Source organism: Nocardia sp. NPDC050630 (assembly GCF_044457245.1).
GTDB lineage: Bacteria > Actinomycetota > Actinomycetes > Mycobacteriales > Mycobacteriaceae > Nocardia.
Genome location: NZ_JBITGN010000009.1, coordinates 138025 through 156775 on the forward strand (window position 1 = coordinate 138025; position 18751 = coordinate 156775).

Annotated in this window: 20 protein-coding genes and 1 pseudogene; 13 read left to right on the forward strand and 8 right to left on the reverse strand. The window is 64.6% G+C overall.

Annotation, left to right across the window (positions count from 1 at the left end):
- Positions 1-135: 135 nt before the first annotated feature.
- From ACIBG0_RS23370 to ACIBG0_RS23385, 4 genes are read left to right on the forward strand one after another with little or no spacing between them, the layout of a single operon-like run.
- Positions 136-699, forward strand: a complete 564-nt coding sequence (locus tag ACIBG0_RS23370; RefSeq protein WP_397035079.1) for a nucleotidyltransferase family protein — start codon at positions 136-138, stop codon at positions 697-699.
- The gene (locus ACIBG0_RS23375; protein WP_397035080.1) at positions 700-951 is read left to right on the forward strand and encodes a BON domain-containing protein; all 252 of its coding nucleotides are present in this window, start codon (positions 700-702) and stop codon (positions 949-951) included.
- Positions 952-971: 20 nt separating this feature from the next.
- Entirely contained in the window at positions 972-1694 is a 723-nt protein-coding gene (locus tag ACIBG0_RS23380) for a metallophosphoesterase (protein ID WP_397035081.1), read from the forward strand.
- 12 nt (positions 1695-1706) lie between these two features.
- Complete coding sequence (locus ACIBG0_RS23385; RefSeq protein ID WP_397035082.1) at positions 1707-2162, forward strand: hypothetical protein; 456 nt, start codon at positions 1707-1709, stop codon at positions 2160-2162.
- Between the two features lie 4 nt (positions 2163-2166).
- Here the strand turns inward: ACIBG0_RS23385 and ACIBG0_RS23390 are convergent, their stop codons facing one another.
- Positions 2167-2808 carry a TetR/AcrR family transcriptional regulator C-terminal domain-containing protein gene (locus tag ACIBG0_RS23390; protein WP_397035083.1) on the reverse strand — a complete coding sequence of 214 codons (642 nt, stop codon included), beginning with the start codon at positions 2806-2808 and terminating at the stop codon, positions 2167-2169.
- Positions 2809-2900: 92 nt separating this feature from the next.
- On the opposite strand from ACIBG0_RS23390, the gene ACIBG0_RS23395 reads away from it, so the two are divergent.
- The 7 genes from ACIBG0_RS23395 to ACIBG0_RS23425 all read left to right on the forward strand — a co-directional run bounded on the left by ACIBG0_RS23395 (position 2901) and on the right by ACIBG0_RS23425 (position 8251).
- Positions 2901-4403, forward strand: coding sequence for an FAD-dependent monooxygenase (locus ACIBG0_RS23395; RefSeq protein WP_397035084.1), 1503 nt, complete (start codon positions 2901-2903; stop codon positions 4401-4403).
- Between the two features lie 432 nt (positions 4404-4835).
- Complete coding sequence (locus tag ACIBG0_RS23400) at positions 4836-5240, forward strand: hypothetical protein (RefSeq protein ID WP_397035085.1); 405 nt, start codon at positions 4836-4838, stop codon at positions 5238-5240.
- Between the two features lie 113 nt (positions 5241-5353).
- Entirely contained in the window at positions 5354-6025 is a 672-nt protein-coding gene (gene atpB, locus ACIBG0_RS23405) for a F0F1 ATP synthase subunit A (protein WP_397035215.1), read from the forward strand.
- 83 nt (positions 6026-6108) lie between these two features.
- Positions 6109-6366, forward strand: coding sequence for a F0F1 ATP synthase subunit C (locus ACIBG0_RS23410; RefSeq protein WP_040687366.1), 258 nt, complete (start codon positions 6109-6111; stop codon positions 6364-6366).
- A 6-nt stretch (positions 6367-6372) separates the two neighbouring features.
- On the forward strand, positions 6373-6876 hold the full coding sequence (locus tag ACIBG0_RS23415; protein WP_397035086.1) for a F0F1 ATP synthase subunit B: 504 nt from the start codon (positions 6373-6375) through the stop codon (positions 6874-6876).
- Between the two features lie 3 nt (positions 6877-6879).
- On the forward strand, positions 6880-7488 hold the full coding sequence (locus ACIBG0_RS23420) for a hypothetical protein (RefSeq protein WP_397035087.1): 609 nt from the start codon (positions 6880-6882) through the stop codon (positions 7486-7488).
- A 43-nt stretch (positions 7489-7531) separates the two neighbouring features.
- Entirely contained in the window at positions 7532-8251 is a 720-nt protein-coding gene (locus tag ACIBG0_RS23425; protein ID WP_397035088.1) for a Mut7-C RNAse domain-containing protein, read from the forward strand.
- A 602-nt stretch (positions 8252-8853) separates the two neighbouring features.
- Here the strand turns inward: ACIBG0_RS23425 and hutC are convergent.
- Positions 8854-9609, reverse strand: coding sequence for a histidine utilization repressor (gene hutC, locus ACIBG0_RS23430; protein ID WP_397035089.1), 756 nt, complete (start codon positions 9607-9609; stop codon positions 8854-8856).
- Between the two features lie 390 nt (positions 9610-9999).
- Here hutC and ACIBG0_RS23435 point away from each other — a divergent pair, with 390 nt between their 5' ends.
- Together ACIBG0_RS23435 and ACIBG0_RS23440 are read left to right on the forward strand one after the other, a co-directional pair.
- Complete coding sequence (locus ACIBG0_RS23435) at positions 10000-11442, forward strand: purine-cytosine permease family protein (RefSeq protein WP_397035216.1); 1443 nt, start codon at positions 10000-10002, stop codon at positions 11440-11442.
- A gap of 907 nt (positions 11443-12349) precedes the next feature.
- Complete coding sequence (locus tag ACIBG0_RS23440; RefSeq protein ID WP_397035090.1) at positions 12350-12541, forward strand: hypothetical protein; 192 nt, start codon at positions 12350-12352, stop codon at positions 12539-12541.
- Between the two features lie 119 nt (positions 12542-12660).
- On the opposite strand, the gene ACIBG0_RS23445 is transcribed toward ACIBG0_RS23440, so the two are convergent.
- From ACIBG0_RS23445 to ACIBG0_RS23470, 6 genes and pseudogenes are all read right to left on the reverse strand, one after another.
- On the reverse strand, positions 12661-12990 hold the full coding sequence (locus ACIBG0_RS23445; protein ID WP_397035091.1) for a hypothetical protein: 330 nt from the start codon (positions 12988-12990) through the stop codon (positions 12661-12663).
- A gap of 419 nt (positions 12991-13409) precedes the next feature.
- Positions 13410-14711: a glycosyltransferase 87 family protein gene (locus tag ACIBG0_RS23450; protein ID WP_397035092.1), complete on the reverse strand. Its 1302-nt coding sequence runs from the start codon at positions 14709-14711 to the stop codon at positions 13410-13412.
- A 197-nt stretch (positions 14712-14908) separates the two neighbouring features.
- The gene (locus tag ACIBG0_RS23455; RefSeq protein ID WP_397035093.1) at positions 14909-16486 is read right to left on the reverse strand and encodes a hypothetical protein; all 1578 of its coding nucleotides are present in this window, start codon (positions 16484-16486) and stop codon (positions 14909-14911) included.
- A 334-nt stretch (positions 16487-16820) separates the two neighbouring features.
- Positions 16821-17000, reverse strand: a complete 180-nt coding sequence (locus tag ACIBG0_RS23460; protein ID WP_397035094.1) for a hypothetical protein — start codon at positions 16998-17000, stop codon at positions 16821-16823.
- A 36-nt stretch (positions 17001-17036) separates the two neighbouring features.
- Positions 17037-17204 carry a nuclear transport factor 2 family protein gene (locus ACIBG0_RS23465; RefSeq protein WP_397035095.1) on the reverse strand — a complete coding sequence of 56 codons (168 nt, stop codon included), beginning with the start codon at positions 17202-17204 and terminating at the stop codon, positions 17037-17039.
- Positions 17205-17301: 97 nt separating this feature from the next.
- Positions 17302-18599, reverse strand: a pseudogene (locus ACIBG0_RS23470) (MFS transporter).
- Between the last annotated feature and the right edge of the window lie 152 nt (positions 18600-18751).

The window sequence follows — 18751 nt, forward strand, 5'->3', positions numbered from 1 at the left end:
AGGCGATATCCCGGGGTGATTCGGCGCACCGGCGCGCGATGTCGAACTCCTGATGATCGGCGGTATCGGCCCGCAAACCCTGACTGCCTCGCCGCGGCGGCGATTAGCCGGCCGAAGCGCGGGTATGGCGCACATATGGTCCCGACGATCGACCAACTGCTCCACGCACTCACCCGCGCGGTCAATCAGCTGATGGATGCCGATATCCGCTTCGCGATCGCGGGTGGTTGCGCGGTCTATGCGCGCGGCGGGCCCGCCTCCGAGCACGATGTCGACATCTTCATCAAACCCGCCGACCTGGCAGAGGCCCGCAGCGCGCTGGCTCGCGGCGGTTTGCGGATCGCCGATCCGCCGGAGGACTGGCTGACGAAGGTCTATGACGGCGGCGTCCTCATCGACCTGATCTACCGGCCGAACAATCGCCCCGTCACCGACGAATTGCTCGATCGCGCCGATACGATGCGCATCGGCCCGACGATGGCGCCGGTGATCAGCGCGAGCGACCTGATGATCGACAAATTATTGGTTTTCGACGCGCACCGGCTGGACCTGAGCCCGCTGCTGACGATCGCGCGCGATCTACGCGAACAGGTGGATTGGGATCGGGTGCGCAAGGAAACCGATGTTTCGCCGTATGCCCGGGCCTTCCTCGGGCTGCTGGACGATCTCGGAGTAATCGAGCCGAAGCGGGTGGTGTGAATGGAACGACCGCAATATCTGGTCGCGCATCTGCGCCGAGCGCTGGCCGAGGATCCGCGCACCGCCGAACTCGGTGTGCAGGTGACGATTCGCGGCGACGTCGTCGTCCTCGGCGGCGAGGTGAGCAGTATCGAACGCAAGATGCAGATGGAAAACGTGGTGCGCGAACAGCTTCCGCGCGCCCGCATTCACAACGACGTGCACGTCACGCCGCCATGCGCGCCGGGAGCCGCCGAGGCGCTGGCGGACTGAGACCGAAAGGAGGGCGGCACATGCGGATCGCGGCAATCGGTGACGTCCATCTCGGCGCCGAGTCGGGCGGCGAACTGCGCCCGGCACTCGCGGAACTGCCCGACCGTGCCGATGTGCTGCTGTTGGCCGGTGATCTCACCCGCCACGGCACCGTCGAGGAAGGCCGTGTCGTGGCCGCGGAATTCGCCGATCTCGGTGTCCCGGTCGTCGCGGTACTCGGCAATCACGACCATCACAGCGACGCACAGCACGAGATCACGGCCGAGCTCACCGATCACGGCATCACCGTATTGGAGGGCACCGCGACGAAATTCGCCGTGGACGGCCACACCCTCGGCATCGCGGGCACGAAGGGCTTCGGCGGTGGCTTCGCGGGTAAATGCGCGAGCGTCTTCGGCGAACGCGTGATGCGTGAATTCGCCGCGCACTCCGTCGACCTCGCGGAGATGTTGCGCGACGCGCTCGCGGGCCTGCACACCGATATCACCATCGCGCTGACGCACTACTCCCCCATCAGCGACACCCTGCACGGCGAACCGCGTGAGATCTACCCATTCCTCGGTTCTTATCTACTCGGCGAAACCATCGATGACCAGCAGGTCGACCTCGCGATCCACGGGCATGCGCATGCGGGTATCGAACGCGGCACCACACCGGGCGGCATCCGGGTACGCAATGTGGCCTTACCGGTGGTGCGCACCGCTTACGTCGTCTACGAGCTGAAGCCGGAAACAAAAGAATAATAAGGAGTACCGATGCGCTCGATCGGATCCCTCGCCACGCTGGCCGCGGCGACCGTGGCGGTTGCCCTGCTCGCCGGCTGCGGCGGTAATGGCCCCCTCGACCCGGCGGTGCCCGCCACCCCGACCTCCCACCCCGATATCACCATCACCTTCTCGTCCCCCGGCAGTTCCGCCCAGGTGCCCAATCCGGACGAGATCACCCCGGCGGCGGCAGAACAGCTGTGCGACATGCTGAAACCGGAGGTCGGACGTTGGCGCTCCGAGGGCGCGCAAATCGGCAAACTCGGCTTCAACGGCACGGTGCACGATTGGGCGGCCCGCAACGGGGGCCTCAACGACACCGTCGTGACGGACCGCGCCATCGTCGATCGCATCACGACCACCCAATGCCCGGACGTCCGGCAACAGGTGCTCGACGCACTGAATATCAGCACCCTCGCCGACGGGCTGGCGGGCTTCGGCCGCTGACCGGTTATGTCGATAGAGTGGCGCGGATTCCGGCCAGGATGACCCGCAGCCCACGCTCGTATTCCACATCGGTATCGGCGCCGAACAGCTCGCCCACCATCCGGGCGGTCCGCGGATAACGCTCGGCATCGACGGTCTGCGCGATCCGCGCGGAATCGTAGGGATTGCCATCGGCGTACTCCGCGCCGGATTGCGCCTGTTCCTCTATGACGAACCCGATCGTGTAGTGCAGCAGGATCGGGAATACCCGCTCGGCGTCGACCAGCGCGAAACCCGCGTCCTCTAGCGTGCGCAAGGTCAGTTCCACCGTGCGCCACATGGCTTCCTCGTTGACATAGGTTCCGGCGAGTACCTTCGCCCCGTCCCGATAGCGCAGCATCGACCGGCGCAATCGCCCAGCCACCGCCACCACCCAGTCCTGCCAGTCCTCGCCCTGCCGCGGCGCCTCGATCCCATCGACAGCGGATACGAATACCCGCCGCGCCATCGCATCGAGCAGTTCGCGCTTGTTCTTGACGTGCCAATACAGCGCGGGCGCCTGCACATCCAGGGCCGCGGCCACCTTCCGCATGGTCAGTCCGTCGAGACCGACCTCGTCGAGCAAACCCAACGCTGCCTCGGCGATCACTGTCGCATCGATCTTCACTGTCACCTCCTGCTGTCCGACGGTTGACAGCTTAACAATGTTCTGGTCTCCTTAACAACGTTAAATCACTTAACAACGTTAAGGAGACCGACATGGACACGACCGATGTGGTGATCGCCGGCGCCGGACCGACCGGGCTGATGCTGGCCTACGAATTGCGGCTGGCCGGTGTGGATGTCGCGCTCGTCGATGGACTCGCGGCGCGCACCGGCGAATCGCGGGCGGGTGGCATCCACGCCCGCACCATGGAAATCCTCGATCAGCGCGGCCTACTCGACGAACTGCTCCCGCTCGGCCGCGTCATGCAGGCCGGGCACTTCAGTGGCCTACCCCTGGACTTCAGCGACTTCGATACCCGCTACCCGTTCACCCTCGCCGTGCTGCAATCGGTGATCGAACGCGAACTCGACCGGCAAGCAACCGAACTCGGTGCGGTCGTACAGTGGGGTTCGCCCGTTATCGGCTTCCAGCAAGACGCGTCGAGTGTCGAGGTGGAGATCGGCGGTCCGGATCCCCGCCGGATTCGTGCGGCGTACCTGGTCGGCTGCGACGGTGGCCGCAGCGCGGTACGCAAGCTGGCGGGCATCGACTACGTCGGCACCGACGCGACCGTGACAGGCATGCTCGCCGATGTCGAACTGGCCGATCCGCCCGCGCAGCCCTTCTTCGGACACCGCGCCGGTGCGGGCGACTTCTCCGCGGTCCAATTCGAGCCCGGCTGGTACCGACTCGTCGTACAGCGCCACGACCTCGTCCTCGAGCGCGGCACGGAACTGAGCTTCGAGGATTTCCGCGCCCACTTCGCCGAGATCGCGGGTACCGACTTCGGCATGCACAGCCCGCGCTGGATCTCGCACTACGGCGATGCCGCCCGCCAGGCCGACCGCTACCGCGTCGGTCGGGTCTTCCTGGCAGGGGACGCCGCGCACATCCACTACCCAGCGGGCGGTCAGGGCCAGAATCTGGGATTGCAGGATGCGATGAATCTCGGCTGGAAGCTCGCCGCCGCCCTACGCGGCACCGCATCCGACGAACTTCTCGACACTTACGAATCCGAGCGCCATCCGATCGCCACCCGCGTCCTGCACAACACCCGCGCCCAGACCGCCCTCGGACGACCCGGCCCGCATACCGACGCACTGCGCGACATCATGAGCGATCTGATCGATATGGACCAGGTACGCCACCGCCTCGGCCTGATGATCACCGCACTCGATATCCGCTACGACATCAAGGGCGAGCATCCGCTCATCGGCCGCCGCGTCCCGGATGCCGACCTCACCACCGCGGATGGCGACACTCGGGTCCACGAGCTGCTGCGCCGGGGCCGCCCGGTCCTGTTGGTGCTCAATGGAAACGACGTACCGGCGGTCCCGGAATGGCACGACCGGGTCGAGATCATCAGCGCCGTCGGCCGCGACGAGCATTGGCCCATCCCGGGTTTCGGAACGATCCAAGCCCCCGCCGCCGTCCTGCTGCGCCCCGACGGCTACGTCGCATGGGCTACCGGGGAACCCACCTCCGCGGGTTTGACCGAAGCACTCAGCATCTGGGTTGGCGGCACCGAATCCACACGCGGCTCGACTGGTCGATGACCCTGCCCACCATGCCGCACCGGCCGCGACAGCACCCGAGCCACCGCCACGAGCGGCAGCGCGCCAGCTATCAATAGGTGCCGCTCGGGCGCGGTATCACGATATCGCGGCGAACGCGCGATTCAATGCCGCGCGCCGACTCCAGCTCGGGATATCGGGCGTCTCTTTGTAATTCCTTTACAAAGACATGACCGAAATTAGGCATACGGGCCGAATAAACCGGACAATAGCGGAAAGTTGGACGGTGACTGATTTGTCCGATTCAACTCGGCGCGCACGGGAGCACCGATTGATCTTGTCGTCCCCCGTGTGACACTGTCGCCCAATGGACATCGTCCGAAATCTCGCCCGAGAAAGATCAAAAACGTTGCCTTCCAAAAGGGTTGTTAATGTGTATGCTATCGATCAATTAAGACCCCACTACGAGGTGGGATGACCGGCGAAGGCGGTGTCGCAGTGGATGTCAATGTGCTCCGAATGCGCCGTGCGACTGTCTTTGCCATCGGCGTCGGCGTGCTCACCCTGGCAGCTACCGGTCCGCTCGACCGGCTGCTGCTCGGTCTGTTCATCTGCATCGGACTCGGACTCGGTTGGGTGAATGCCCAACTCACCCGATTGACGGTCAACCGCGTCGCCGATGCCGAGAAACCGAGGAAACAGGGCCTCTACCTCTCCTCGGCGACTCGACTGATCGCAATAACCGGCGGTTCGCTCGCAGTGGGTTTCCTGGCAAGGCCGCACGGCATCGGAATCTTCTTCGGCATGGCCGCCTTTCAAGTGATTCTGGTGTTGGTCACCGTCTTGCCTGAAGTGAAGGAGCTTCGCCAGCAATCATGACGAATCAAATCGCCTTCATCGCCCAGTCGGCGCTGCCGGTCCTCGCGGAGGAAGCGCCCGCGGAAGAGCCGAAAATCAAGGTCGGCGAACACGCGGTCGCGCATCTGTGGGGTATGGACTTCAATGTCGACACGATCATCTCGACCGCCATCGCGGCGGCGATCGTGCTCGGTCTGGCGTTCTACCTGCGGGCGAAGCTGACTTCGGGCGTACCCAACGGCGTGCAGTTGTTCTTCGAGACCGTCACGGTCCAGATGCGCAACCAGGTGGAAAGCGCCATCGGCATGAAGGTCGCGCCGTTCGCGCTGCCATTGGCAGTCACGCTGTTCATCTACATCCTGTTGTCGAACTGGTTGTCCGTGCTGCCGGTGCAGTACGGACACGGTGAATTGATCGCACCGCCCGCCTCGGACGTCAATTTCGTCTACGCGCTGGCCCTGTTCGTTTTCTTCATGTACCAGGGCGCGGGTGTGTATCGGCGTGGCCCCGGCGGGCACGCCAAGCAGTTGCTGAAGGGCCACACCGGATGGGGCCCGATGGTCTTCATCAATGTCATCGAGGAAGTCGCCAAACCGCTCTCACTGTCGCTGCGATTGTTCGGCAACATGTTCGCGGGTGGCGTTATGGTCTCGGTGATCGCACTGTTCCCGTTCTGGATCAGCTGGGGGCCGAATGCTATCTGGAAACTCTTCGATCTGTTCGTCGGAGCCATCCAGGCATTCATCTTCTCGCTGTTGACCGTCCTCTACTTCAGTCAGTCGATGTCGCTGGAGCACGAACACTAGCCCCAGCGACTGCTTTCGGGTCGCTCTAAACAACGACAGATCGGCGCCGCCGATCGAGCACAGTAAAGAACAGGAAGTGAAAAATGGCAGACGCAACCACGGCAGCCATCGTCCAGGGCGCGCTCATCGGCGGCGGCATCATTATGGGCGGTGGCGCCATCGGCGCGGGAATCGGTGACGGACTCGCCGGCGCCGCGTTGATCAACGGCGTTGCCCGTCAGCCGGAAGCCGAAGGTCGCCTCCGCGGTAACTTCTTCCTGACCGTCGGTCTGGTCGAGGCGGCGTACTTCATCAATCTAGCGTTCATGGCGCTTTTCGTATTCGCTACTCCAGGTAAGTAATTAAGTATGACTCCGCGAACGGATGTTGTTGCCGATGGGAACTTCCTGATTCCCAACGGCACATTCTTCGCCGAGCTGTTGATCTTCCTGATCGTGCTCGGGGTCATGTGGCTGTTCGTCGTTCCGCCGATACGCAAGGTATTGGCGGAACGTGAGGCGAGAGTCGCGGAGACCGCGGTCGACAATAAGGAAGCCAAAGCCCTGTTCGCCGACGCCGAATCGAAGTATCAGGCGGCCGTCGCGCAGGCGCGCAGTGAGGCGGTCGAGATCAGGAACCAGGCAAGGGCCGAGGGCCGAGTTATCCTCGAGCAGTTGCGAAGTGAGGCGCAGGACGAGGCCGACAGGATCGTCGCGGAATCCGCGACGGAACTGCGGGCCCAGGCGGACCAGGTGGCCGCGGAGCTGCGTGAGGCTGTCGAACCGCTCGCCGAGACATTGGCCGATCGAGTGCTCGGCATCAAGGATCGGCACGCCGGCTCCAGCGCCGGCCATCAGTCAGAGCGAGCGTAGCCAATGAACCTCAATAGCGGCATCCTTGCCGAAGGGGCCATCCACGCAGCCGAGTCCGAGGACTCGGGAATCTTTCACATCACCTTCGACTGGCCGATCTTCTTCAGCCAGCTCTTCGGCTTCGCGGTCATCATCTTCGTCATCGTCAAATGGGTGGCGCCGCCGGTGAAACGGCTGATGGCCAAGGCGCAGAACAATATTCAGAAACAGCTCGAGGAGAATCAGCAGGCGGCCGACCGCCTCGTCGAGGCCAAACGCGCCTACGAGAATGCGGTCACCGACGCCCAGGCCGAACTCGAGCACATCCGTGAGGATGCGCGTGCCGACGCCGAACGCATCATCGCCAAGATGCGCGAATTCGCCGACGCCGAGGTCGCCCGGGTCCGCAGCCAGGGCCGCGATCAGATCGCCCAAATGCGCACCCAGCTCATCCGCGATCTCAAGGAAGAGCTGATCACCACGGTCATGGACAGCACCGAGGAAAAGGTGCGCTACGAAATCGGCAGCACCCACGTGGCCGCCGACAGCATCGACAAATTCCTCGAGGATCTCGAGGCCATGGCGAACGCGGAACCGCCGGTCCGACGCCGCGCCCAGCCCTGGTCGTTGTAAAACCGGGTGGTCCACCGGCCGCATGTCCTGGCATGCTGGCCGCGTGAGCACCGCGCAGATCACCATCGATTTCGCGCCCGAATTGCGGCTGTTCGTCGCGGCCGCACAGCGGGACGGTCGCTCGGCCGTGCGGATCGACGGTGTGTCGACGCTCGGACATATCGTGGAAGCACTCGGCGTGCCGCTCACCGAGGTGGGCGAACTGCTGGTCGACGGTCGGTCGATGCGCCCGGCGCATATGCCCGCTGACGGCGAGGCGGTGTCGGTGCGCGCCGTGGTGCGTCCGCAGCGATTCGACGAACCACTGCGGTTCCTGCTGGATATCCACCTCGGCACCCTGGCGCGGCGACTGCGGCTGCTCGGCGTCGACACTGCCTACGAGAATCCGGATATCGGGGATGCCGCACTCGCCACGCGCTCGGCAGCCGAACATCGCATCCTGCTCTCCCGCGATCGCGGACTGCTGCGTCGACGCGAAATCTTCGCTGGCGCATACATATACAGCCACCGCCCGGTCGAACAACTCGACGACGTGCTATCGCGCTTCGCACCGCCCCTCGCACCATGGACCCGCTGCACCGCCTGCAACGGCCCCCTGCGCGTAACCGATAAGCACACCCTGCGGGGGCAACTCCCGAACGAGACCGAACGCACTTACGACGCGTTCGCCCAGTGCCTCGACTGCGGCCGAACCTATTGGAAGGGTGCCCATCACGCGCGTCTCGACGCGATCGTCACCCACGCCCTCCGCTTCGGCACCTGAAGCATCGCCAAGCACCTTCGCGCGCCACCTTCACTCGCCACGAACCCTCGCGCGCCAGACACCTCCCCACGCCGCGCACCACTCTTCACGCCACGCACGGAATCGTGGGCGAAAACGTGCGCGGCGCGCCAATGAATGCGCGGCACCCATTCTCGCCCAGCCAGATCACGCTCCGAATGCACCTTCGAGCGGCCTGGGGAGCCGGGGCAAGGCGCCCCACGCCAGGTCCTTCCGTACGCCACGCGCCTTCGCGTGCCACGCGCCTTCCGTACGCCGCGCGACTCTCTTCACACCACGCCCCTTCCGCGCCACACACCCACCGCGCGGCGCAACTCCGTACACCGGACCTCCCTTCACGCAGCGCACGGAATCGTCGGCGAAAACGTGCGCGGCGCGCCAATCAATGCGCGGCACCCGTTCTCGCCCAGCCAGATCACGCTCCGAATGCACCTTCGAGGCGGCCTCGGGAGCCGGGGCAAGGGCGCCCACGCCATGCACCTTCCGTACGCCGCGCACCTCTCTTCACGCCGCGCACGGAATCGTGGGCGAAAACGTGCGTGACGCGCCGATCAATGCGCGGGAGCCGTTCTTGCCCAGCTGGATCAGGCTCCGAATGCGCCTTCGAGGCGGCTGCGGGAGCCGGGGTGGACGAGGCGGGCCACGCTTACCAAGGTGCTGGTGGACCAGGTGCGGCGGCGGATCTGGAGGCAGGGTTCGGTGCGGCGGATGCGCAGTAGTCGGCAGTCCTCCTGGCTGCCCTGTACCGCCTCGACGACGTGTTCGCCGCGTACCAGCGGGGCCACTTCGCTGAGGTAGCGGTTCGGAGTGGTCTCGGCGAAATTCTGGTCGAGGTAGCCGGGTGCGGCGGCGGGGTTGACGTAGCGGTCCTCCACCTGGATCGGCACCTCGTCGTCGAAATGCACCAGCAGCGAATGGAATACCGAATCGGTCGGCCAGTCATCGAGCAGTGGGTTGGCGGTGTCGAGGGGTTCGCTGCGCAGGAAGATGACCTCGGTGCGGTGCCGGTGGCCGCGCTGCTGGATCTCATCGGCGATATTGCGCACCTCGAACAGCGGCGAGGCCACCTTCGCGGGCGCGACGAAGGTGCCGACCCCCATCATCCGAACGACTACCCCGGCCGCGGCCAACTCGCGCAGCGCTCGGTTGACCGTCATGCGTGAGATCCCGAGCGCGTCGACCAGCTGATGCTCCGACGGAAGCTGATCCCCCGCGACCCAACGTCCGGCGCCGATCTGCGTGCGGATCAGGGTCTTGATCCGCTCGTACGCCGGTGCGGAATCGGGTCCGGACGCCGCGAACAACACCGCCAGGTCTGCATCACCCACCGGGCGGGTCATCGGCCACCACCTCTCATGTCTGGCGGCAACCTTACAGCCTGCCCGGGAAACCCCTTTTCGGCATTTCCAGACACCATCCTTCTCGGATGTCCTCCGTGCGCACCATGAGACCGCGCACCTCGGTTTCCGCTTCATCCGGGCTGGTTTCACCCGCACCAGCGTGCGGGCCACGCGCTCCCGTCAACGGACGTTGGTCACCTCGGCTCGCGCTTCGGGCTCCGGCCCCAGGGCAGTTGGTGCGCTCTGGATAGCGGGCGGTCCGGCGCAGAACATCGACAGAGTTGTCATAAGCGATCCCAGCCGTTCCGGTTGACAGTCACTTGTATATACAGGACTATGCATCTGGGCAGGCTGTCCCAGCTGCTGCATCTCCTGATGGAAGGCGGATCCATGCCGCACAACGACGAATTCGACGCCGGACTGCAGATCGAGCGCCGCACCATCGAAGTAATTCCGGATGCCGAACGCCACGGCACCGCGCGCAATCAATTCACCCTGTGGTTCGGGGCGAATATGCAGATCACCGCCATCGTCGACGGTGCGCTCGCGGTGGTATTCGGCGCCGACGCGCTGTGGGCGATCCTCGGATTGCTGCTCGGCAATATTCTCGGCGGCATTGTCATGGCGCTGCATTCGGCGCAGGGTCCCCGGCTCGGATTGCCGCAAATGATTTCCAGCCGAGCGCAGTTCGGCGTCCTCGGTGCGGTAATGCCGCTGTTGCTCGTGATCGTGATGTATCTCGGTTTCGCCGCGACCGGTACGGTATTGGCCGGGCAGGCGGTGAACAAGATTCTGCACGTGGACAATTCGACCGTCGGCATACTCGTCTTCGGTGCGCTAACGGCAGTGGTCGCGGTGACCGGCTATCGGCTGATCCACGTCATCGGACGGATCGCCACCGTGGTCGGCCTTGTCGGCTTCACCTACCTGACGATCCGTCTGTTCGCCGAATACGACGTCAGCGCCTACGTCGGCAGCAAATCCTTCGACATCGTCACCTTCGTCCTCGCGGTCTCCCTCGGTGCCGGATGGCAGCTGACCTTCGGGCCGTACGTCGCGGACTATTCGCGCTATCTGCCCCGCTCGACCAGCGCACGGACCACCTTCTGGTCCACCTTCGCGGGCAGCGTGCTCGGGTCGCAGTGGGCGATGACGCTCGGTGCGCTGGTGGCCGCCGTCGCCGGAAAAGCGTTCCTGGGCAACCAAGTCGGCTTCATCGGCGATCTCGCGGGCCCGTCCGCCATCGCGCTGCTGATCTACCTGGTGATCGTGGTCGGCAAGCTGACGGTGAACTGTCTCAATGCCTACGGCGGGTTCATGTCCATCCTGACCTCGGTGACCGCATTCAACGGCCACTCGCGCACTACCCAAGCCACCAGGACCGCCTATATCGTCGGCTTCACCGTGGTATCCATGGTGATCGCCATCGGTGCCAGCGCCGACTTCCTCAATAACTTCAAGAACTTCGTGCTCGTCCTGCTCATGGTGTTCACGCCATGGAGCGCGATCAACCTGATCGACTACTACCTGATCTCGCGCGAGCGCATCGACATCCCGGCGCTCTACGATCCGGACGGCCGCTACGGACGCTGGAACGTCACCGCCCTGGCCTGCTACACCCTCGGCATCGTGGCTCAGATCCCGTTTCTCGCGCAGAAGCTCTACACCGGCCCGATCACCGACATGCTCGGCGGAGCGGATATCTCCTGGATAGTGGGCATCGTCTTCACGGCGGCCATCTACTACCCCCTCGCACGTCGCACGAGCAACCCACCCGATCGGATGATCTACCCCGCGGACACCGTTGCGGCGACCCGGGTTCCAGCCGAATAGTGCATGCGGCTCTGCCGCGAAGCCCCTGATGTGCGAGCCCCTTCGGGCGCTTGCGAACGCTCGATCATTGCGTCCATCACGAAGTCCTGCCCACCGATCGCCGCAATGTCGCGGGCACGATGGTCATGGAGACGAGTTGGCGCAGCGGCGAAGGGTGGGCGACCGTGCGCGATCTGCTGTTGGTCGGGCACTGGCGACACCAGACGCCGGGCCGTAGCGCCCATTATCGAACCGCCTCGCCCTCAGCGTTATTCGCGATTGTCGGAGAGGTGCGGCGGATTCGCCGCTGCCTCCACAACCGTCGCAGTGCGGGGTCGTGTCCGAGAATGCCGTTCGGTGAATAGCGGCCATGGACGCACTGGGCCCCGCCGATCACAACGGGCAGACGTGGGCGCTGATCTGAACGGCGCGATACGGCCGTACTGAAGTGCCGTCACGACGGTGACATAGATGCAATCTACGGTAAACGGAGCTGTGGACGGCTGGATAGCTTCGAGTTTCACAGGAACCGGCCGGAGCAGCTCGCCAGTGACGCATCGAAGTACGCAACTGCGACGCCTACGAGATGCGATCTGACCAGCCTCGAATTAGCACATGGCGCAATGTGGGTCGCTTTCGGTCGGTGGACACCCGGGTAGGTGCGAGCCGAACGTAATGGGCTCGATATCGCGACCGCCGAACTCACCGCGGCCGAACGTGCCGCGCTGCGCCTGCTCGGTCAGTAGCGGATCGCGGAATGTCTGGCCGAGATCGACGGCGGCCAGTGCGCTGGAAGACCTTTCACGGCACCCGGTGGCCGGCGCGCCGCGGTCGATGCCGGACGTATAACGCGAAGCGATCTTCGCGGGGCCGCGCCATCCAGCGAATGTGGCACACCACTACCGCGAAAGGCATTGCACTGCAACCGATGACCACACAGGTCTACCTCTTCGCCCGCCTGGAACGCGGCGGCAAGTGCGCACAAGCCGAACTCGTGGAGCTGCGCGCACGCTTTCAGCGGGTATTCGAGACCAGCGTCGGTTCTGTATGCCTCGGCAAGCAATTCCGTGTCCAACTCGCCTACGATCTCGACGAATTGAGCCACCGATATCGGCGATGATTCCGCGAGGTGCTGGGCAAATCAGATTCCCCGCTGCATGCCGACCATGCCGAAGTGCTGCGTGCCGTCTCGCGCACGCGGGACTGCCAAAGGCGCGGTCGCAGTACCGGCCCGTTGGTTCAGGTCCTCGAATTCGCCTGAGCCGCCGGATATGCGGCGTGATGCGTCGGATGGTAGTGCTCCCAGGCGTCGGCCAGCGCCTTGCGTATATCCGCGGGCAGGTAATCTCGGATTTCCGCGCACAGATGGACGCTGTTGCCGCAGTCGTCGCACCAGATTCGGACCGTACGCGCGTCCTTGGCAACGGCTTCGGCGATCCAGTCGGCGCGCATATTCCCGTGGTCGACGGTGGCTACCCATCTGTCCCCGTAACCATCGGCATCCTGATGGATTGCATTGACCATGGTCACCGCGAACATCGGGTTGGGCTGAGCCTTCTTCTTCGTCATAGCGGGAACCCTCCAGCCCTAGAGCGAATGTTCGTGCGACTTCAGCAACCGGTTGGTGACCGCTTACTTCGCGACGCAAGAAGCAACCGTAACTCCGGCCGCCCCGCCCGGCAAGAGTCCGCTTTCGGGTGGAAACCGAAGGGAATCCGCAGGTAAAGAGATCGCAAAGGCATCGGGGCCAGTTCCGCTGTGGCACCGCGGTCGCCGACCCCGTCACACCGAACGCGACCGATCTGTCCCCCCAGCAACCGATCATCACACGAGTATTCAGGGAGCATTCGGCGCGCTCTCCGCGGCACCGTCACCAGAGCCGCCACACCCAGCACAGGCCATGAGGCCGAGTCAGGCCGGGTGCCAGCGGGACGGCCGACGGTCTCCTTTGTCCGAACCCCGCCTGCGCTAATGGATTCCGGAGTTGGTCAGGAGGAAGGGGTTGGGCACGAAGGGGAGTCAGGGTTGCGACGCCGCGGGAGGGGGAACCGGATCGAACGCTCGGCCGAGTGCTCGCTGAGCGCCGACCAACCGTCCCTGCGCAGGTGTATCCACGCCGCGATCAGAACGATGAGGAATTCGATGACGTAGCCATTGATCAAGACCTTGGTGATCGGCCACCACGGCGGCAGCAGGAACACTCCGATCGACACCCAGGTCTTGCTCCAGTGATAGGTCCACGAGGCGGTCACGGTGAATAGCACCGCCGCCGCCACCCACCAGCGCCAGTTGTCCAGCCCCTTGTGCACGAGGAAGACGAACAGCGGCACGAACCACACCCAGTGGTGCCCCCAGGAGAACGGCGACACCGCACACGCGGTGAGACCGGCCAGGGTGATCGACAGCAGCCGCTCACCACGCTGATACAGGGCCGTCGTGACGGTCAGGCTCGCGCTGGCGACCGAGATCGCGACCAGCAGCCACAACCACACGGGCGCGGGACCGCCGAGCAGATGCGCGATGACGCCGCGGATGGACTGGTTGGATGGGTGGTTGTCCGCCGCGATCCGGTTGGACTGGAAGAACGTCGAGGTCCAGTACTGCCGGGAATCGGTGGGCAGGATGACCCAGGCGAAGGCGATCGAGGCGAGGAAGGTGACGAATGCGGTAATCGCCGCGCGCCACTGCCGCAGGACCGCGAAATAGGCGATGAAGTAGATCGGGGTGAGTTTGATACCCGCCGCGAGTCCGACGCCGATGCCACGCAGTTTGCTTCGGTCCTCACGCAGCGCGTCCAACAGCACCAGCAGCATCAGCACCAGGTTGATCTGCCCGAAGTAGAGCGTCTGGCGGACGGGCTCGATGAATACGCAGCTGGCCGCGATCAGTACGCTGACCACCACCAGCCGAGTCGTGATCCGATACCCCAGCAGCCGCCAGCTGAGCAGCACGCAGGCAATGAGTACGCAGAGGTTGACCCCGAGCCAGGTGTTCGTGACGTACCCCCACGGCACCATGTAGATCGGCACGAACGCGATGGTGGAGAACGGCGTGTAGGTGTACAGCAGGTCGCGCATGGTCGGCTCGGTGTACAGCGGAATATCGTGCACGATGCGGTACGCGCCGTCGCGATAAATGTGCACGTCCAAGCCGCCGACCAGGAACCCGCCCTTGTCCAGGAAGGGATCGATGGTGGTGAAGAGCAGAATCACCGACAGCAGGGCGCTCCCGGCGAGCAGGTATATCGCTGGTCCCGTACGCGGAAACTCCAGCTTCCGGGTGTCTCGCACCGATCCGCTACGACCGAGGCAGCGCCGTCGCAGGCTTCGAGGTACAGGATCCTGTTGGGTGATAAGACCTCATCACGACGACCGATCCATCCCTTCATCCCGCACTTGCTGCACTACGGCGATAGCCAGTTTTTACCGTACCTAATGACCCGCGCCTGCATCATGCCCCGAAGTGCCGGGGCAAGCAAGCTGCGCGATCATCGTTGCCGACTGGCCCTGGCCCGCCTACGCTCCGCCTGTAGTTCGGCGAGTTCTTGTTCGAGCATCTCGGCGATGCGGAACTGCCCGGTGTCGTGGATATCGGGCGTGCGAACCACCTGCAGGTGCGAATCCGGCTCGGACGATGCGTTGGTCTTGGCGCGCGCGTTCGCGTTCTCGGTCGACCTGCTGTCCTTGCGGCCCTCCAGCGAACTGGGCTTGCGTGCCGTCGCCGCAGCCGAACCATTGCCCCGGCGCAGTGCCGACACGACCGACGGCTTGCTCTCCGCTGTGGGCTTCTCCTGGCTCACCGGGGCGGCCTTGCGCGCTGGCACCTTGGCCGGGGGCGCCGCGCTGTCGACCTTCGCGACGGGCTTGGTCTCGGCGATCGGCTCCGGCTCGGGCGGTGCGAAGGGGTTGTTCTTCGCGACCACCGGCTTCGCGGCCACCGGCGCGGCCGGCTCCTTGATGACAGCGGGGCGGTTCTCGGTCTTCGGAGCGGGCCGGTGCTGCGGCTCCGCACTGTCGGGCGTCTGTCCGTTGGTCGGTTCGCGACGCTTCTCCGGCGACTCCGAGCCCTCTTGCGCGGCAGGGCTTTCCCCGTCGCTCGACTCCTCGACCTCGACCGCTTCGGCCTCTACGATCTCCTCGGCTCGCAGCTCGGCATCCTGTTCAGCGCCTTCGGCGGCCGCCCTTGCCTCGTGTTCCGCGGTTTCTTTCTCCGCCCCCGGCGCCACCAGGGCAGCCTGGGTGTTCGCGCGATAGGACGCGATCGACGGCATCGTCTGCTTGAGTTGTTCGGCCGGATCGGGCAGCTCGCGCACCTGCTCGGTGGCCCGGTAGATGGCCAGGCCGTAGCGTGCGCTGGCCGCGTCGTGGATGAGCAGGGCGACACCGATCATGACCGGCGCGACCGCGTGCACACCGGTCTCGTACCACTCCCCGTCGCGCAGGTACGGGTAGGTGTTCAGGGTGACAGTCAGTGACAGCAGGGCGATTTCGGCCGCGGCGACCTGTCGGCGGTTGTCGATCACGCCCCATTCGGCGACCTTATTGGTACCGACCATGATGATGATCAAGCAGACGCTGATCATCGCCTCGATCAAGTAGCTGAACCAGTACAGCGGATCGCCCGGCCCGCCCGGCGCGATGTTGTGCTGCACATTGACCGCGGACCACAGCATGCCCGCCGCCACCACGCCTGCCAGCGCGCGCAGTGACCATCCCCGGTGCCGGTACAGCGATGCCAATTTGGCATGCGGGCTGGACTCACGCCGCTGTGCCGCAATTGCCTTGCGGGCTACCAATAGATCTCTGATGTCGGCCTTCTCGATCGCTTCTGTGGTCTGCCTGGCGCGGTCGGCCGCGGCGGCCGCAGCCTGCACCTGTTTCCATCGCTGTGCACGATCCTCACCGCGAATCTTCTCCGCGAGCTCACGCTCGGCGACCAGTTCGTCCTCGGACAGCGCCTCGGTCAGCGCGGGATCGAACTGGTAGGCCAGTCGCCCCCGGGCCCGCTCGACCCTTCGCGCGAGCTGTCCGACCTCGTCCTCGACGGGATGATGCTCGATGGTCAATTCGACTCCCCGCGGGAGAGATTCGACGGCAGACAAGTGATCACGCGTGGGAACGGCACCAGACATTCATAGTCGATCCACCGTCGCCAGCGAAACTGTCAATTTGCCGCCAGTGGGTTGTCTTGCGGCGTGCCGCGCGCGACACACGCATGCGACGTCTCGATTTAACGACGATTCGGCACCCGCGAACGTCGTCGACGGCGCAATGAGGATACGAGTCACCGGCCAGGATTCGCGCCGACGCTACTGCTTGCCGTCAGCAAACAGCCAACCAGTCGGTTCATTCAAGGGGTGTCGGCACATTCGGGCGTGTCGCCGCCAACGTGGCGACGGATCAGGCGATTTCGGATCCGATCGGCCGATACGCCGCGGCGTAGTCATCGATCTCGCGCAGGAACCGTCCAGGCGTCCCGGAGCCAGCCACCAGGCGCGGAACGAGTTCTCGGCGAGTTCGACGATGATGCAATTGCGCCTCGGGCAGGCCGCGAACGAATGCCGCGAGATCCGTTGACATGCAGCCATCTCCCTGGACGGCCGCGGTCGGGTGCGTTCAGGCCGCGGCCGACAGTGCCTCGTGCCAGTGCCAGGTGTCGGTGTATTGGTGCAGTGCGAACAGCTTTTCGTCGGCGATATGCCAGATGTGGGCGAATTCGGCGGCCACATGCTTGCCGGTGGCGCGCGCGGTGCCGCGGTAGTGGCCGGTGAGGGATCGTTCCATATCGACCAATGGCAGCAGCCGGTGTTCCGTGACACAACCGACCCGTCGCAAGGTCTGGTGACTACGCTCCCTTCGGCCGAGCGAGCAGGCTGTCGCGTCAGTTGGTGCGAATGCGGGAGCGCAGTGCGAGAACGCCTGCGGCCGAGCCGACCATGGCGAGCCCGACGACCCACAGTCCGGCTCGCTGGGTGCCGGTGAGGTCCTTCAGCGCGCCCGTGACATAGGGGGCGACGAATCCGCTGACATTGCCGATGGAGTTGATCAAGGCGATACCACCCGCCGCGGCCGCACCCGAGAGGAAGGTGCTCGGCAGCGCCCAGAAGGTGGGCAGTGCGGCGAGCACTCCGACGGCGCAGACGGTGACCGCGATCATGGCGGCGAACGGATTACCCAGATAAAGCGCCACCGGGATGGCGAGCCCACCGACCAGTGCGGGCAGTGCGACATGCCAGGCCCGCTCACCGGTTCGGTCACCGTGCCTGCTCCACAGCACCATCACGACGGCGCCGATCACATAGGGCACCGCATTGATGAGTCCGCGCTGCACCACCGAGTAGTGGGTGCCGTACTGCTGTTGGAAGCCGTTGATGATGGTGGGCAGGAAGAATCCGAGCGCGTACAGGCCGTAGACAATGCCGCCGTAGATGACGGCGAGGCCGAGTACGCGGGGATGGGTGAGCGCTTTGCGCACCGTCCAGTGTTCGACGCGCGCCGCCTGCTCTTTATCGAATTCGGAGGCGAGCCAATCTCTTTCGGTATCGGTCAGCCACTTGGCCTGTGTGGGACGGTCGGTGAGGAAGAACCAGGTGACCACCGCCAGAACGATCGCGGGCACGCCCTCGACCAAGAACATGAATCGCCAACCGCTGAGGCCGAAGACGCCGTCGCCGTACTGGATGACCAGGCTCGATACCGTCGAACCCAAGGCGGTCGAAATCGGCACCGCCGTCATGAACAATGCGACGATCTTCGCGCGCTGGGTCTGCGGGAACCAGTAGGTGAGATACAGCAGGATGCCGGGAAAGAATCCGGCCTCGACCACGCCGAGGGTGAATCGCAGAATATAGAGCCAGGTTTCGTTGGGCACGAATGCCATGGCGGTGGCGACCAGACCCCAACTCACCATGATTCTGGCGATCCAGCGGCGTGCGCCGAATCGGTGCAGCGCAAGATTGCTCGGCACCTCGAGTACGAGATAGCCGATGAAGAAGATACCGGAAGCGAAACCGAAGGCCGTCTCGGTCAGACGAGATCGGCCTTCATTCCGCTGGGTCCGGCGAATCCGATATTGACCCGGTCCAGGTAGTTGATGAAGTACAGCAGCCCGAGATAGGGCACCAGTCGAATCGTGACCTTGCGCAACGTCGCGCGGGACACCTCGGGCGTTCCGTTCATCCGCGAACTCTCGGCCCGGTTCTACCCTGGAGTCAAATTCCCAGACCCGGCAATACGAACGTTCGACACCGGGTCGTGTGCGGCCACCCGAGCATCAGCCGGCAACCGTACCGTTCGAGCCAGAGGCGCACGCAGACCCCATGCAGCGGTGA